The following is a 14,760-nucleotide window of genomic DNA, read 5'->3' on the forward strand; positions in this document are numbered from 1 at the left end:
GCCATGACCACCGCTCCTCAAAAGAAACCGGCCCTGCTGGCCGCCGCCCTGCTCGCCCTCGCCGGCCTCGCGCCGCTGTCGGCCCATGCCCTGGACATCAAGCTCGGCCACGTGCTGGCGCCCAGCCATAGCTGGAACAAGGCCGCCGAAGGCTTCGCCGCCGAGGTCAAGGAAAAGACCGCCGGCCGCGTCAATTTCGTGTTGTTCCCCAGCGGCCAGCTGGGCAATGAAAAGACCATGCTGGAAGGCCTGCAGATCGGCAGCCAGGGCGCGGCCATCATCGGCTCGGGCTCGCTGCAGCCCATCGAACCCAAGTTCGGCGTGGTCGAGCTGCCCTATACCTGGTCGACTTCGCAGCAGGCCTACAAGGCCTTCGACGGCGAACTCGGCGAGGCCCTGGCCAAGCTGGCCGACAAGAAGAACCTGACCATCATCTCGTGGTGGGAAAACGGCTTTCGCCACGTCACCAACAACCGCGGCGCGGTGGCCAAGCCCGCCGACCTGGCCGGCCTGAAGACCCGCGTCACGCCCGACAAGATGCGCCTGGACACCTTTACCGCGCTGGGCGCCAACCCCGCGCCGCTGGCCTTCGGCGAACTGTATTCGGCCCTGCAGCAGAAGGTGTTCGACGCCCAGGAGAACCCGCTGTCCATCATCTACACCTCGTCCTTCTTCGAGGTGCAGAAGTACCTGTCGCTGACCGGCCACGTCTGGGGTCCGGCCAACCTGATCATTTCCAAGCCGGTCTGGAACCGTCTCTCGGCCGAGGACAAGAAGATCGTGCAGGCGGCCGCCGACAAGTGGCGCGACGCCCAGCGCCAGATGATTACCGACGGCGACCAGCAGTACATCGCCCAGCTGAAGGAAAAGGGCATGCAGGTCAACGAGGTCGATAAGGCTGCCTTCGCCGCCACGGTGGAGCCGGTCTGGAAGACCTACTCGGTCACCTACGGCCCCGAGCTGATGGCGCTGGTGCAGAAGTACCGCGAGGCCAAGTAATGCTCAACCGACTGTCCGCGATCCTGTCGGGCATCAGCAAGGCCTTCGCCGCCCTGGCGGTGGCCTTGCTGGCGATCCTGATCTCCTACGTGGTGTTCGCCCGCTTCGTCACCCATACCACGCCGCACTGGGCCGAGGAACTGCCGCGGCTGGTGCTGGTGTGGTCGGCCTTCATCGGCGGCGTCGTCTGCAGCTTCGAGCGTTCGCACCTGATGGCCGGGCTGCTGCCGTTCGTGGTGCGCAATCCCCGCATCCTGAACGTCTTCGAACGCATCAACCAGACCCTCATCATCGTCGGCCTGGCGGCGCTGGGCTACGCCGGCTGGCAGCTGGCCGAGCTGACCATGGACCAGACCCTGCCCGCGCTGGACGTGTCCGCCGGCGCCGTCTACCTGGCGCTGCCTTTCGCCTGCGCCATCACCATCGTGGTGCACCTGGCGCAACTGTTCTCTCCCGCTCCCGCCGCTGCAAAGGAATAACCAGATGTCTACGGGTGCTCTCTTCCTGATGGGCGTGTTCACGATCACGGTGCTGATCGACATGCCCATCGCTTTCGGCCTGGTGTTGTCCTGCCTGGCCTATCTGGCGGTCTTCGACTCCGCGCCCATGATGGTGGCGGCGCAGCAGTACGTGGTGGGGCTGGACAGCTTCACGCTGCTGGCGATTCCGCTCTTCATCCTGGCCGCGCAGCTGATGAACGGCGCCGGCCTGACGCAGCGCATCGTGCGCCTGTGCGCCGCCATCGTCGGCGACATCAAGGGCGGCCTGGCGGTGGTGGCCGTGCTGGCCTGCCTGATGTTCGGCGCGCTATCGGGTTCGGGCGTGGCCGACGTGGTCGCCATCGGCAGCCTGCTGCTGCCCGCCATGGCCCGCAGCGGCTACGACAAGGGCTTTTCCTGCGCCCTGGTCGGCAGCGCCGGCGCCACCTCCACCATCATCCCGCCCAGCATCGTGCTGATCGTCTACGGCACCATCACCGACACCTCGGTGGGCAAGCTGTTCGTGGCCGGCATCATCCCCGGCATCCTGCTGGGGCTGTCGCTGATCGGCGTGGCGATCTGGCAATCGCGCAAGCACAACTGGGCCGGGGGCCAGCCGTTCAGCTGGACCGAGCTGCGCGCCGCCGCCGTCGACGCGCTGCCCGCGCTGATGGTGCCGGTGCTGATCATCGGCGGCATCCGCTTCGGCATCTTCACCGCCACCGAGGCCGCGTCCAGCGCCATTATCTACGCCCTGCTGATCGGCTTTTTCTGGTACCGCACGCTGAGCCTGAAGTCGCTGTGGGACAACCTGAAGTCCACCGGTGAAAGCAGCGCGTCCATCCTGCTGATCATCGGCGCGTCGGGCCTGTTCGCCTGGGTGCTGGTGGCCGAGCAGGTGCCGCAGGCGCTGTCCACGCTGCTGGTCGAATGGACCGACAGCAAGACCGCCGTGCTGCTGGTGCTGACCGTGGTGCTGCTGCTCCTGGGCACCTTCATGGAAGCGATTCCGGTCATCATCATCGTGGCTCCGGTCGTGATGCCGGTGCTGGCGCACTACAACATCGATCCCGTGCACTTCGGCATCCTGCTGTCGATCAACATGGCCATCGGCGCCAACACGCCGCCGGTCGGGGTCGACCTGATGGCCGCGTGCAAGATCGGCGGCATCAACATGATGCAGACCCTGCGCCCGCTGTCCTGGATGATGCTGGCCATGACCGCGGTCATGCTGCTGCTGACTTTCGTACCTGAACTGGTGCTGTTCCTGCCGAGGCACGTGCAATGACCCCTATCACCCCCTCCCGCCGTCCCCCCTTCCTGCGCCGCAGCTGGATGTTCGTGCCCGGATTCGACGCCAATGCCCAGGCCGACGGCCTGGCCAGCGGCGCCGATGCGCTGGTCGCGGACCTGGAAGAGTTCACCGCTCCCGCGGACCGGCCGGACGCGCGGCCGCTCATTGCGGAGCTGTTCGGCCGTTGCCGCGCCCTGGGCGTGGTGGCCGCGGTGCGCATCAACAAGCTTGAGGACGACGGCCTGGCGGACCTGCGCGGCGTGATGCCGGGCGCGCCGGACGCGGTGTTCCTGCCGCACGCCGAAAGCGCGGCACAGATCGCCGCGCTGGACCAGGCGATCACCGCGCTGGAGGCCGAACTGGGCCTGCCCGCCGGCAGCACCGAGATCGTGCCCACGCTGGAGTCGGCGCTGGGCGTGCACCGCGCCTATGACATCCTGACCGCCAGCCCGCGCGTCTCCGCCTGCCTGCTGGCGGCCGAAGACCTGACCGCCAGCCTGGGCGCTGAACGCGGCAAGGACGGCATCGAACTGCATCACCTGCGCGCCCGCTTCCTGCTGGACTGCACGGCGGCAGGCTGCCTGCCGATCGACTGCCCGTTCAACTACCGCGACATGCCGGCGCTGGAAGCCGACGTGCGCTGGGCCCGCCGCATGGGCCTGAAGTCCAAGTGCGCCACCGTGGCCGACCAGGTCAGGCTGATCCACGCCGTCTTCACGCCCGCCCCGGACGAAGTCATGGCAGCCCACGATTGCGTCGCCCGCTATGAAGCCCAGCGCGCCGGCCGCCACGACGCCGAGCGCATCGATCCGCCTGTCTACAACACCGCGCGCCGCCTGTTGGCGCGCCATCACCAATTCGAACGATGGGCCGCCGAGCGCCGCGCGCAGGCCGTCCCGCAACAAGGAGACTCCGCATGACGTCAGCAGCAATTCCCGAACGCAATGGCGGTCAGATCCTGATGCAGCAGCTGCGCATCCATGGCGCGCGCCGCGTGTTCATGATTCCTGGCGAAAGCTATCTGCCCTGCATCGACGCGCTGAATGACCACACCGATGCCATCGAAGCCATCGTCTGCCGCCAGGAAAGCGGCGCGGCCTACATGGCCGAGGCCTACGGCAAGCTGACCGGCGAACCCGGCATCTGCTTCGTCACGCGCGGCCCGGGCGCCACCAACGCCAGCATCGGCGTGCATACCGCCTTCCAGGACTCCACCCCGATGATCCTGTTCGTGGGCCAGGTGGGCAACGACTTCATGGAGCGCGAAGCCTTCCAGGAAATCGACTACCGCCGCATGTTCGGCCAGATGGCCAAATGGGTGGCGCAGATCGACCGCACCGACCGCATCCCCGAGTACATCTCGCGCGCCTTCGCCGTGGCCACCAGCGGTCGTCCCGGCCCCGTGGTGCTGGCCTTGCCCGAAGACACCCTGTGGGGCCGCGCCCGCGTGGCCGACCTGCCGCGCTACCCGCGCGTGCACAGCCACCCCGGCGCTGCCGACCTGACCCGCATGACCCAATTGCTGGACGCCGCCGAACGTCCCTTCCTGCTGCTGGGCGGCAACGGCTGGCACCAGACCGCCATCGACCAGATCGCCGGCTTCGCCGAGCGCTTCGAGCTGCCGGTAGGCACGGCCTGGCGCCGCCTGGAATGCTTCGACCAACGCCACCCCAACGCGGCCGGCCACGTCGGCTGGGCCATGACGCCGCAACTGCGCCAGCGCCTGCGCGACGCCGATCTGGTGCTGGCCGTGGGCACGCGCATGGGCGAGGCCACGACCGAAGGCTATACCGTCATCGAGAGCCCGCTGCCGCGCCAGCAGCTGATCCATGTGTATCCGGATGCCGCCGAACTGGGTCGCGTGTTCTCGCCGACCCAGGCCATCGTGGCGGACGTAGCCAGCTTCGCCGCCAGCGTGGCGGGCCTGGTCCCCGGCCACAAGACGGCGCGCGGCGAGGCGGTGCGCGCCGCGCACCAGGAACTGGTCGACAGTCTGAAGCCGCTGCCCTCGCCCGGGCCCATGAGCCTGGACCAGGCAGCCGCCTACGTCGACGCGCACGTGCCGGCCGACGCCTGCATCACCGTGGGCGCGGGCAACTATGCGCTGTATCCCCACCGCTATCGCCGCTATGCCGGCCCCGGCACCAGCCTCACGCCTACCGTGGGCTCCATGGGCTACGGCCTGCCGGCGGCGATCTCGGCCAAGCTGGAGGACCGCAAGCGCACGGTGGTCTGCTATGCCGGCGACGGCTGCTTCCAGATGAACATGCAGGAACTGGGCGTGGCGCTGCAATACCGTCTGGGCGTGGTGGTGCTGGTGTTCAACAACGGCATCTGGGGCACCATCCGCGCGCACCAGGAACGCGAGTTTCCGGCGCGCCCGATTGCGCTGTCCTTCGAGAACCCGGACTTTACCCAGATCATCCGCGGCTACGGCGGCTATGGCGAGGCCGTGGAAGACACGGCGAGCTTCGGCCCCGCCTTCGAGCGCGCGCTGGCCTTTGCCGAACGCGAGAGCATGCCGGCCCTGCTGGAAATCCGCTACGACGCCAACGGCATTTCGCCGGGCGAAACCTTGATGGGCATCCGCGAGGCCGCGCTGGCCCGCAATGCCGCCGCCAGCCACTGACACAGAGGGACTCCACCATGACGACGACTATCTCGATCAACGGACAGCGGCTGTGGCAGTCGCTGATGGACCTGGCGCAGATCGGCGCCACCGCCAAGGGCGGCAACTGCCGCCTGGCGCTGACCGCGCTGGACGGCCAGGGCCGCGACCTGGTCACCGGCTGGATGCGCGATGCCGGCATGACGCTGCGCGTGGACCAGGTGGGCAACATTTTCGCCCGCCGCGCCGGCCGCAACAATGACCTGCCGCCGGTCATGACCGGCAGCCATATCGACACGCAGCCGACCGGCGGCAAGTTCGACGGCTGCTACGGCGTGCTGGCGGGCCTGGAGGTCATGCGCAGCCTGAACGACCATGGCGTGGTCACGGAAGCGCCGCTGGAAGTGGCCATCTGGACCAACGAGGAAGGCTCGCGCTTCGTGCCCGTGATGATGGGTTCGGGCGTATTCGCCGGCAAGTTCCCGCTGGAAGTGGCGCTGTCCGCCACCGACCGCGACGGCAAGTCGGTGGCCGACGAGCTGGCCGCCATCGGCTATGCCGGCACGGACCCCGTGGGCGGCCGTCCGGTGGGCGCGTACTTCGAGGCCCACATCGAACAGGGCCCGATCCTGGAGCACGAGGAAAAGGTGGTCGGCGTGGTGACCGGATCGCTCGGCCTGCGCTGGTACGACGTGACCGTGACCGGCATGGAAATGCATGCCGGCCCCACCCCCATGCCGATCCGCCGCGACGCGCTGTATGCCGCCAGCTTCCTGCTGCAGGCGGTGGTGGACATTGCCAACGGCAACCAGCCGCATGGCCGCGGCACCGTGGGCGAGATCTACGCGCACCCCGGTTCGCGCAACGTCATCCCGGGCCAGGTGCGCTTCACGGCGGACCTGCGTCACGAGGACGAAGCCACGCTCACCCGCATGGACCAGCGCTGGCACGAAGTCTGCGCCGAAATCGCCCAGCGCCACAACGTGGAAGTGGACGTGAAGCACGTGCAGTATTTCCCGCCCACCCCGTTCGACCCGGACCTGGTGGGCAAGGTGCGCGACGGCGCCGCGCGCCGCGGCCTGGCCGCCATGGACATCGTCACCGGCGCCGGCCATGACGCGGTCTACATGGCCGCCGTCACCCCCACCGCCATGATCTTCGTGCCCTGCAAGGACGGCGTCAGCCACAACGAGATCGAGGACGCCAAGCCCGCTGACCTGGAAGCCGGCTGCAATGTGCTGCTCGACGCCATGGTGGCGCGCGCCAACGCCCAGGAGGTCCGCTCATGAGCCAGGACGCCGCCTACTGGCGCGCCCGCGCCGCCGCGCTCGCTTTCAACGGCCAGGCCTACATCGATGGCGCCTATTGCGGCGCGGCCGATGGCGCCACCTTCCCCGCCACCAGCCCGATAGACGGGCGCAAGCTGGCCGACGTGGCGTCTTGCGGCGCGGCCGACGTGGACCGCGCCGTGCAGGCCGCCCGCCGCGCCTTCGAGGCTGGCGTCTGGAGCGGCCTGGCGCCGCGCCAGCGCAAGCAGCATCTGCTGCGCCTGGCCGCGCTGATCGATGAGCACCGCGAGGAACTCGCGCTGCTGGAAACGCTGGACATGGGCAAGCCGATCCGCGATGCGCTGGCCTTCGACGTGCCGGAGACGGCGCGCTGCTACGCCTGGTACGCCGAAGCCATCGACAAGATCTACGACGAGATCGCCCCCACCGGCCCGGACGCGCTGGCCACCATCACGCGCGAAGCGCTGGGCGTGGTCGCGGCGGTGGTGCCGTGGAACTATCCGCTGATGATGGCCGCCTGGAAAGTCGCACCGGCCCTGGCGGCCGGCAACAGCGTCATCCTCAAGCCTGCTGAACAGGCCTCGCTGTCGGCCATCCGGCTGGCGGCCCTGGCCGAGCAAGCCGGCATTCCCGCCGGCGTCTTCAGCGTGGTGCCCGGGCTGGGCGCGCAGGCCGGCCAGGCGCTGGGCCTGCATCCCGACGTGGACTGCATCGCCTTCACCGGTTCGACCGCCACCGGCAAGCGCTTCATGGAGTACTCGGGACAATCGAACCTGAAGCGCGTGTGGCTGGAGTGCGGCGGCAAGTCTCCCCACATCGTGTTCGAGGATTGCCCCGACCTGGACCGCGCCGCCCAGGCCGCGGCGCTGGCCATCTTCTCCAACCAGGGCGAAGTCTGCATCGCGGGTTCGCGCCTGTACGTGCAGGACGGCATCTACGACGCCTTCATGGCCAAGGTCGCGGACTACGCCGCCGCACTGCAGCCGGGCGATCCTCTGGACCCCGCCACCGCCATGGGCGCCATGGTCGACGAACGCCAGATGCGCGGCGTGCTGGCCCGCATCGAAGCGGGCTCCGCCGAGGGCGCGCGCCTGCGCATGGGCGGCCGCCAGGCCCGCGGCGACACGGGCGGCTACTACATCGAACCGACCATCTTCGATTGCGCCGGCCAGGACAACAGCCTGGTGCGCGAGGAGATCTTCGGCCCGGTGCTGGCCGCGCAGCGCTTCGCCACGGAAGACGACGCGGTGCGGCTGGCCAACGACTCGATCTACGGCCTGGGCGCCGGACTCTGGACCTCCAACCTGTCGCGCGCCCACCGCCTCTCGCGCCGCCTGCGCGCGGGCCTGGTCTGGGTCAACTGCTACGCCGACGGCGACATCACCGTGCCATTCGGTGGCGTCAAGCAATCGGGCTTCGGCCGCGACAAGTCGCTGCATGCGCTGGACAAGTACAGCGACCTGAAGACCACCTGGATCAGCCTGACGGCTTGATCCCCGGGGCGGACGCCTGCGCGGCGTCCGCCATCCTTGCCATTTCGCGTTATCTGCTTGGCCGCCAGTGCCATTGAAGGCGGTGGCCCCTTGTGCGACCTTGAACAGCGACGGGCTGCCCACCGCGGTTCCGTTGCGGGCAGGCGCAGGCGCTCTCCCGCCATCAGAAAAATGACTGGAGACTACGATGCGCAATGCGACAAGGCGAGCCGCGCTGGCAGCCATGCTGGGCGTTTTGGCCTGGACCGCGGCCGGGCCGGCCTGGGCGCAAGCCCCTTATCCCTCCAAACCCGTCACCATCCTGGTCGGATTTCCGCCCGGCACGGCCACCGACACCGTCGCCCGCATGGTCGGCGACCGCCTGGCGCAGCGCCTGGGCCAGCAGTTCATCGTCGAGAACAAGCCCGGCGCGGGCGGCTCCATCGCCGCCGGCCTGGGCGCGCGGGCCAAGCCCGACGGCTATACGCTCATGATCGGCGCATCCGCGCCGCAAGCCATCAACCCGCACGTCTATCCCAACCTGAACTACGACGCGCGAAAGGATTTCGCGCCCATCGGCCTGCTGACCTGGCTGCCCTATCTGTTCGTCGTCAGTCCGGACAATCCGGCCAACAACCTGCAGGACTTTCTCGCGGCCGTAAAGACCAAACCGAACCACTACACCTACGCCACCACAGGCGTGGGCACCACCAGCCACCTGGTGACCTCGGTGCTGCTGGCCAAGGCCGGCGCCAGCATGATCCACGTGCCTTACAAGGGCAGCAGCCAGGCGCAGACCGACATCGTGGGCGGGCGCACCTACGCCACCTTCGACACCATGGTGTCCTCGCTGGCGCTGGTGAAAGCCGGGCGCCTGAAAGCTATCGCCGTCAGCACGCCGCAACGGGTCGCGAGCCTGCCGGACGTGCCCACCGTCGCCGAACAGGGATACCCCGGCTTCGACATGGGCGCCTGGCTGGGCCTGATCGCGCCCGCCGGCATCCCGCCCGGGATCCAGCAGAAGCTTGCCGCCGAGGTCAACGCCGTGCTGGCGGATCCGGCCGTGCGCGACAAGCTGGCGGACCTGGGCGCCCAGGTCCGCACCACCGCCACGCCCGCCGAGTTCGGCGCGTTGATGAAATCCGAATACGAATCGTGGGGCAAGGTAGTCCGCGATTTCAACGTCAAAGCCAGCGACTGAACCGGAGACCCGAACCATGCATAGCACCATGAGCCCCGCTGAGCGTGACACCCGCATTCAACTGGCCGCCTGCTACCGGCTGGTGTCCCACTTCGGCATGAGCGATCTCATCTACAACCACATCACCGCGCGCATCCCTGGCCCGGAGGGACATCTGCTCATCAACCCCTACGGCATGATGTATGACGAGATCACCGCATCCAGCCTGGTCAGGATAGATCTGGACGGGAACGTGCTGGACAATCCGGGCGAGTACGGCATCAATGCGGCCGGCTACGTCATCCACAGCGCCGTGCACGGCGCCCGCCACGACGTGCAATGCGTCATCCATACGCATACGCGCGCCGGCATGGCGGTGTCGGCGCTGCAATGCGGCTTGCTGCCGCTGACGCAGACCGCCATGCGCTTCGCCAAGATTCCTTACCACGATTACGAAAGCGTGGCCTTGGACCTGGATGAGCGCGCGCGCCTGGTGGCGGACCTGGGCCAATCCGAGGCGATGATCCTGCGCAACCACGGCCTGCTGGCCGCCGGCCCCAGCATCGCGCAGGCATTCAATACGCTGTACTGGCTGGAGATGGCCTGCAAGGCGCAGGTGGATGCCCTGGCCGCCAACCGCGAACTCTGCGTCCCGCCGCCGGAAGTGATCGAGAAGACCTGGCACCTGTACCAGCCGACCACGCGCCGCCCCTTCGGCGAACTGGAATGGCCGGCCATGCTGCGCCTGATGGACAGGAAGGATCCCGGCTATCGCGACTGAGTCCTTGCCTGGGCCCGCCCCAGGAGGTCGATGCCGGCCGCGCTGTCCGCGCCTTCCGGCAGGATCGCCGCGAGGCTGGTCTTGACCTCCAGGAAGTACGGAACGGCCGAACCCAGCCCGCGCGCGATGGCCGCGGCCACCTGGTCCGGATGGGTGACGTACTCGGCCTGCATGCCGCAGGCGCGCGCCATCATCGTGAAATCGGGACTGGCGAGATTGGTGCCCGCATACCGCCCGGGATAGGTGCGCGCCTGATGCAGGCGGATGGAGCCATAGCAATTGTTGTTGGACACGATGAAGAGCACCGGCAGTCCGCGCTCGGCGGCGGCCATCATTTCATTGCCGGTCATCAGGAAGCCGCCGTCGCCCACCAGGCACACGACCTTGCTTTGCGGATGGCGCAACTGCGAGGCAATCGCCGCCGGCGTGCCGTACCCCATCGCGCCCGACTGCGAGGCCATCAGCCGTTGCGGGTAGACGAAGGGAAAATGGCGGTACACCGGCGCGGCGAAGGTGCCCGCGTCCAGGCACACCATGACGTCCGGCGGCGCCTGTTCGGCCAGCGCTCGCACCACCGACACGAAGGGCACGCCATCATCGGCTTTTGGATCCGGCCAGGCGGCGGAGCGTTCTCGGATGGCGCGCAAGGACGCCGCCCAATCGCCGCGCGCCGCGCTTCCCGTCGCAGGCAGAGCCGCCAACGCCTGCGCGGTGGCCACCGGATCGGCGACGATGCCGACGTCGGCCGCGAAATGCTGGTTCACGATATGGGCGTCGACGTGGCAATGCACCAGCGTCTGCGAAGGCCGCGGGTAGCCGGGGAACGTGTAGCCCTGCGTGGTGATATCGCCCAGGCGCGTACCCAGGGCCAGAATGAGATCGCTGGAATCGAACGCCGCGACCTGCGCGGGCTGCGTCGCCAGGTCCAGGTCGCCCGCGTAGAGCGGGTGCGTATTGGGAAAGATGTCATGCTGGCGGAACGATACCGCCACCGGTATGCCGTGCCGTTCGGCCAATTGGCGCAAGGCGTCGCGGCCGCCCGGCGCATTGAATGCGCCACCGGCGATGATGAGCGGCTTGTGGGCTGCGTCCAACGACGCCTGCAGCCGCTGCAACGTGGCGGGCACGGGCTGCGCCGGACTGGCCGGCTGCGCGACCCAATCCGGTTGCGGCACGCGCGCCTGCTGCACGTCTTCCGGCACCACCAGCACCACCGGCCCCGGCGTGCCCGAAGTTGCGACGCGCAGCGCCTTGAATGCGGCGCAGGCCACGTCCTCCGGCGCCGCCACCTCGTGCACCCATTTGGCGATGGAACCGAACATCTTCTGGTAATCGATTTCCTGGAAGGCCTCCTTGCGCAGGTCCTTGCACGGGACTTGGCCGATCAGCAGGATCAGCGGCACGCCGTCCTGCTGCGCGGCATGCACGCCGATGGCCGCATTCGCCGCGCCCGGCCCCCTCGACACCATGACCACCCCAGGGCGGCCCGTCAGCCGCCCGTCGGCGCAAGCCATGAAGCTCGCGCCGCCTTCGTGCCTGCAGGTCACCGCATCGATGCCCGGGAAATCATGCAAGGCGTCGAGCACGCCCAGATAGCTTTCGCCGGGAACCAGGAAGACGCGGTCGATGCCGTTGCGGGCGAAGACCCCGAGCAAGGCGTGGGAAGACGTGTTCAGTTCGGAAGCAGGTGTCATGGATGGCCGTAAACCTAGGGGCTAGCGCGCAGGCGCGGGTCTGATACGCAGGAATTCTAGGGTGGCTGGCGGCGGGCCATGTAGGCATACTGTGCCTATCAGATATACAAAAAACGCACACAAGGAGGAGCCGCCCGCAAGCGCCGGCGGCGAGACATCGCGATGGACCTGCGCAAGATCGAAAACCTGATCCACGTGGCCGACTCGGGCAGCTTCTCCAAGGCCGCTTCGGTGCTGGGCATCGCGCAATCGGCGCTGGGCCGCCAAGTCAGGAAGCTGGAAGACGAATGCGGCTGCGCCCTGCTCTACCGCAATGGCCGCGGCGTGTCCTTGACCCCGGAAGGCGAGAAGCTGCTGGATAGCCTGCGCCCCTTGCTCGCGCAGATGGCGCGGGTCGTGACCGAATTCCACGACGAGCAGAAGTCGCCCTCCGGCCAGGTCACGCTGGGCCTGACGCCCACGCTATCCCACATGGTCGGCATGCCGCTGGTGGCGGCAGTCTGGAAGCGCCATCCGCGCATCCAGCTCAACGTCATCACGGGCTATAGCGGCTACGTGCATGAATGGCTGGCCAACGCCCGCGTCGACATCGCGGTGCTGCATGACGCGCGGCGTTCCCAGCATGTGGTGGTCGATCCCCTGGCCGAGCTGGACCTGGCGCTGGTATCGCCCGTACAGAACCTGTCGCCCGCCGCGCGGGCCTTGTCCTCCATCGACTTCGCCCAGTTGGTTGATCTGCCCCTGGCGCTGCCCACGCGCAGCCACGGCCTGCGCCGCACGCTGGAGCAGGCGGCCGCGCAGGCCGACGCGCCCTTGAACGTCGTGTTCGAAATGGACGCGCTGGAACTGATGAAGGAAATCGTGTTGAACGGTCTGGCCCACACGGTGCTGGCCCTGCCCGCGGTAGTGGGCGAATTGAACAGCGGCCAGCTCGTCGCCCGCAGGATCGTCAATCCCGCCCTGTCCACCCGCCTGATGCTGGCCACCGCATCGAACCGGCCGCTGACGCAGGCGGTGAAAATCGTGCAGGACATTCTGCGTGAATTGCTGCGGGACATGGTTGAGGCGGAGCCTTACCGCTCGTATATGCGGATGGCGGATGCGCGCGCCGTGTCCGCGTGAGCTTGGCGGCCGCTGCGTTTCAGCCCGGCCCTGACGCGCAGGCCCAATCCGGAACTGCCCGCGCCTACTCTTCAGCGCCGTAGAGCGCCGGCAGCAGAATCGGCAGCGAGTCCAGCGGAAAGGCGAATCTGACGGGCGCGTGGGAGGTGTCGGAGGCAACCAATCCGCATTTCAAGGCGGCCGCCAGCAAGGACCTGCCCGTGCGTTCGCCCAGGCCAGTCATCTGAATGAACTCGCCCCGCGTGGCCGGCCCCGCCGCGAACAGGTGGTAGATCGGCAAGGCAGCCTCTGCGCGCAGCCGTCCTTTCGCGGTTTCAATCAGAACGGACGCCTTGATCTTTTCCTTCATCGAGTTCAGCGCCAGCATGCGGGACATATAGTCAACCTGCTCTTCGCACACGCGCAGGAAGTAGTCGATCCATAGCAGCAAACCTGTTTGCGTAAGGTTGCCCCGGCCGTCAAGATCGTCTTGACGCGGCGCGTCCGCAGCGGCCAGATGACCGTGGTAATCCTGCACCCCACGCGCCAATCCACGATTGACGGACCAAAGTCCCCTGGTGACAGGCCACATGGCGGCATGCGTTTGCAGTCGCGTGGCCCGACCATTGCCATCCGCAAACGGATGCATCCAGGCCATGCGTTGATGCGCGCAAGCGATGGCGATCAAGCGGAGTTCGTTGGTCCATTGCCTGCCGTAATGAGAGGTAAAGGCCTCCATGAATTGTGGCAATGACTGCCAGGCTGGCGGGCTATGGCGGCCAACCGTGACGTCGATCTCCCGCAGTGTTCCCGGTTCCACGACCAGCCCGTCCTTGGTTGTCCGGTCATGGGACTCCAAGCGTCCGTATAGCGCACGGTGGGCGATCTGGACGAAATCCGCATTCAACGGCGAAACCCGCGCCGCCTGCTCTTCAACTTCTCTTTCCGCGTCCATATGGGCCACGGCAATGCGCTGCAGCCGCGCGATTTCCGGGCGGTCCGAGAACTCCTGACGCAGGGCTGCATCGATGTTCCTGGGCGACGTGCCCTGCCCCGCGATCCCGTTGCTGTAATACGAATTCATGCTGCGAAGCAGATCCTGCAGCGCCCCCCGGGTGTTGGGATGTGCAAATCCGCTCAGCTCGGCGGCCCGATACACGATGCTGGCTGCTCGTTCCAAGTACGGGACGAGCATGTGCACAGCGGGCATCAAGGGTAGGAACTGTTGCGGAGAATCATACATATATTATTTCCGGTTTTTTTTCCGATTCCCCGCATTCTAACCGACTAATATTGTTAAATAATTGGTGTATGAATTGCTAAATCAAGCACTTTAAATTCCGCTCTTTCCACCCTTTTTTCTACCGTTTTTTCTGCCGCCATGATGGCGCGATCCGGAAACATCAACGCGGTACCGGCAACGGGGGCGCGGGCGTCAGCGGCCCCGTCGGCACGCCGCGCTGCGCCGGCATCGGCGGCAGGCGGGACGGCGCAGGGCTTACCCAGCCGGGCTGGCGGCTCGGTCCGCTGGAAGGCGGCGCGGGCGGGCCGGGCGGCCTGCCGGCGGTGGCGCAACCGGTGCCCAGGCAGGGTTCCTGGGTAGCGCCCGGATTGACCAGCCGGGGACAGGAAGCCCCAACGCAGGCATCGGGAATGACGCGGGCCGAAGGCGGAGGTTGGGGAATGGCGGGTCCGGCGCCTTGCGCGACGGCTTGCCCCCAGGCGGCCGCCAGCAGCGCGACTGCACCAAGGATTTTCATGGCTGCGTGCCCTGCCCCTGGTCTGCGGCCGGGCGCCGCATAGCGTCCCTCGGCCCGGCCCCGCGTCGCGCCGGGGCCTGGGCGGGCGCGGGATGATTCCAGT

13 protein-coding genes are annotated in these 14,760 nt (G+C 67.6%); 10 read left to right on the plus strand and 3 right to left on the minus strand.

The features are described from left to right. Nucleotides 1-3: 3 nt before the first annotated feature. The 9 genes from NGK62_RS21150 to NGK62_RS21190 all read left to right on the plus strand — a co-directional run bounded on the left by NGK62_RS21150 (nucleotide 4) and on the right by NGK62_RS21190 (nucleotide 10,102). Nucleotides 4-999, plus strand: a complete 996-nt coding sequence (locus tag NGK62_RS21150; RefSeq protein WP_059379746.1) for a TRAP transporter substrate-binding protein — start codon at nucleotides 4-6, stop codon at nucleotides 997-999. After that, nucleotides 999-1,478, plus strand: coding sequence for a TRAP transporter small permease (locus NGK62_RS21155; RefSeq protein WP_059379745.1), 480 nt, complete (start codon nucleotides 999-1,001; stop codon nucleotides 1,476-1,478). The genes NGK62_RS21150 and NGK62_RS21155 overlap by 1 nt, the downstream gene beginning before the upstream one ends. Before the next feature lie 4 nt (nucleotides 1,479-1,482). Next, nucleotides 1,483-2,766, plus strand: a complete 1,284-nt coding sequence (locus NGK62_RS21160; RefSeq protein WP_059379744.1) for a TRAP transporter large permease — start codon at nucleotides 1,483-1,485, stop codon at nucleotides 2,764-2,766. Then, nucleotides 2,763-3,692 (plus strand): HpcH/HpaI aldolase/citrate lyase family protein, encoded by a 930-nt coding sequence (locus tag NGK62_RS21165; protein WP_251880200.1) that lies wholly within the window; start codon nucleotides 2,763-2,765, stop codon nucleotides 3,690-3,692. Before NGK62_RS21160 ends, NGK62_RS21165 begins: the two co-directional genes overlap by 4 nt. Continuing rightward, a complete protein-coding gene (locus tag NGK62_RS21170) occupies nucleotides 3,689-5,401 on the plus strand; it encodes a thiamine pyrophosphate-binding protein (RefSeq protein ID WP_251880202.1) in 1,713 nt (570 codons plus the stop codon). The genes NGK62_RS21165 and NGK62_RS21170 overlap by 4 nt, the downstream gene beginning before the upstream one ends. A gap of 17 nt (nucleotides 5,402-5,418) precedes the next feature. Continuing rightward, nucleotides 5,419-6,669, plus strand: coding sequence for a Zn-dependent hydrolase (locus NGK62_RS21175; protein ID WP_059379741.1), 1,251 nt, complete (start codon nucleotides 5,419-5,421; stop codon nucleotides 6,667-6,669). Next, entirely contained in the window at nucleotides 6,666-8,162 is a 1,497-nt protein-coding gene (locus tag NGK62_RS21180; RefSeq protein WP_251880204.1) for an aldehyde dehydrogenase, read from the plus strand. The genes NGK62_RS21175 and NGK62_RS21180 overlap by 4 nt, the downstream gene beginning before the upstream one ends. A gap of 187 nt (nucleotides 8,163-8,349) precedes the next feature. Further along, nucleotides 8,350-9,342 (plus strand): Bug family tripartite tricarboxylate transporter substrate binding protein, encoded by a 993-nt coding sequence (locus NGK62_RS21185; protein WP_251880206.1) that lies wholly within the window; start codon nucleotides 8,350-8,352, stop codon nucleotides 9,340-9,342. Nucleotides 9,343-9,358: 16 nt separating this feature from the next. Further along, nucleotides 9,359-10,102, plus strand: coding sequence for a class II aldolase/adducin family protein (locus NGK62_RS21190; protein ID WP_059379738.1), 744 nt, complete (start codon nucleotides 9,359-9,361; stop codon nucleotides 10,100-10,102). Here the strand turns inward: NGK62_RS21190 and NGK62_RS21195 are convergent. Next, on the minus strand, nucleotides 10,090-11,796 hold the full coding sequence (locus NGK62_RS21195; protein WP_251880208.1) for a thiamine pyrophosphate-dependent enzyme: 1,707 nt from the start codon (nucleotides 11,794-11,796) through the stop codon (nucleotides 10,090-10,092). The genes NGK62_RS21190 and NGK62_RS21195 overlap by 13 nt on opposite strands. A gap of 162 nt (nucleotides 11,797-11,958) precedes the next feature. Here NGK62_RS21195 and NGK62_RS21200 point away from each other — a divergent pair, with 162 nt between their 5' ends. Then, on the plus strand, nucleotides 11,959-12,918 hold the full coding sequence (locus NGK62_RS21200) for a LysR family transcriptional regulator (RefSeq protein WP_118931994.1): 960 nt from the start codon (nucleotides 11,959-11,961) through the stop codon (nucleotides 12,916-12,918). A gap of 64 nt (nucleotides 12,919-12,982) precedes the next feature. Here the strand turns inward: NGK62_RS21200 and NGK62_RS21205 are convergent, their stop codons facing one another. Together NGK62_RS21205 and NGK62_RS21210 are read right to left on the minus strand one after the other, a co-directional pair. Further along, a complete protein-coding gene (locus NGK62_RS21205) occupies nucleotides 12,983-14,140 on the minus strand; it encodes a Fic family protein (RefSeq protein ID WP_251880211.1) in 1,158 nt (385 codons plus the stop codon). Nucleotides 14,141-14,300: 160 nt separating this feature from the next. After that, nucleotides 14,301-14,657 carry a hypothetical protein gene (locus tag NGK62_RS21210; RefSeq protein ID WP_251880213.1) on the minus strand — a complete coding sequence of 119 codons (357 nt, stop codon included), beginning with the start codon at nucleotides 14,655-14,657 and terminating at the stop codon, nucleotides 14,301-14,303. Nucleotides 14,658-14,760: the final 103 nt, after the last annotated feature.

Source organism: Achromobacter sp. Marseille-Q4954, assembly GCF_943737025.1.
GTDB classification, from domain to species: domain Bacteria; phylum Pseudomonadota; class Gammaproteobacteria; order Burkholderiales; family Burkholderiaceae_B; genus Achromobacter; species Achromobacter bronchisepticus_A.

Coding starts and splice junctions, on each gene's coding strand:
- NGK62_RS21150 (WP_059379746.1), top strand. CDS start 4: ATGACCACCGCTCCTCAAAAGAAACCGGCCCTGCTGGCCGCCGCCCTG.
- NGK62_RS21155 (WP_059379745.1), top strand. CDS start 999: ATGCTCAACCGACTGTCCGCGATCCTGTCGGGCATCAGCAAGGCCTTC.
- NGK62_RS21160 (WP_059379744.1), top strand. CDS start 1,483: ATGTCTACGGGTGCTCTCTTCCTGATGGGCGTGTTCACGATCACGGTG.
- NGK62_RS21165 (WP_251880200.1), top strand. CDS start 2,763: ATGACCCCTATCACCCCCTCCCGCCGTCCCCCCTTCCTGCGCCGCAGC.
- NGK62_RS21170 (WP_251880202.1), top strand. CDS start 3,689: ATGACGTCAGCAGCAATTCCCGAACGCAATGGCGGTCAGATCCTGATG.
- NGK62_RS21175 (WP_059379741.1), top strand. CDS start 5,419: ATGACGACGACTATCTCGATCAACGGACAGCGGCTGTGGCAGTCGCTG.
- NGK62_RS21180 (WP_251880204.1), top strand. CDS start 6,666: ATGAGCCAGGACGCCGCCTACTGGCGCGCCCGCGCCGCCGCGCTCGCT.
- NGK62_RS21185 (WP_251880206.1), top strand. CDS start 8,350: ATGCGCAATGCGACAAGGCGAGCCGCGCTGGCAGCCATGCTGGGCGTT.
- NGK62_RS21190 (WP_059379738.1), top strand. CDS start 9,359: ATGCATAGCACCATGAGCCCCGCTGAGCGTGACACCCGCATTCAACTG.
- NGK62_RS21195 (WP_251880208.1), bottom strand. CDS start 11,796: ATGACACCTGCTTCCGAACTGAACACGTCTTCCCACGCCTTGCTCGGG.
- NGK62_RS21200 (WP_118931994.1), top strand. CDS start 11,959: ATGGACCTGCGCAAGATCGAAAACCTGATCCACGTGGCCGACTCGGGC.
- NGK62_RS21205 (WP_251880211.1), bottom strand. CDS start 14,140: ATGTATGATTCTCCGCAACAGTTCCTACCCTTGATGCCCGCTGTGCAC.
- NGK62_RS21210 (WP_251880213.1), bottom strand. CDS start 14,657: ATGAAAATCCTTGGTGCAGTCGCGCTGCTGGCGGCCGCCTGGGGGCAA.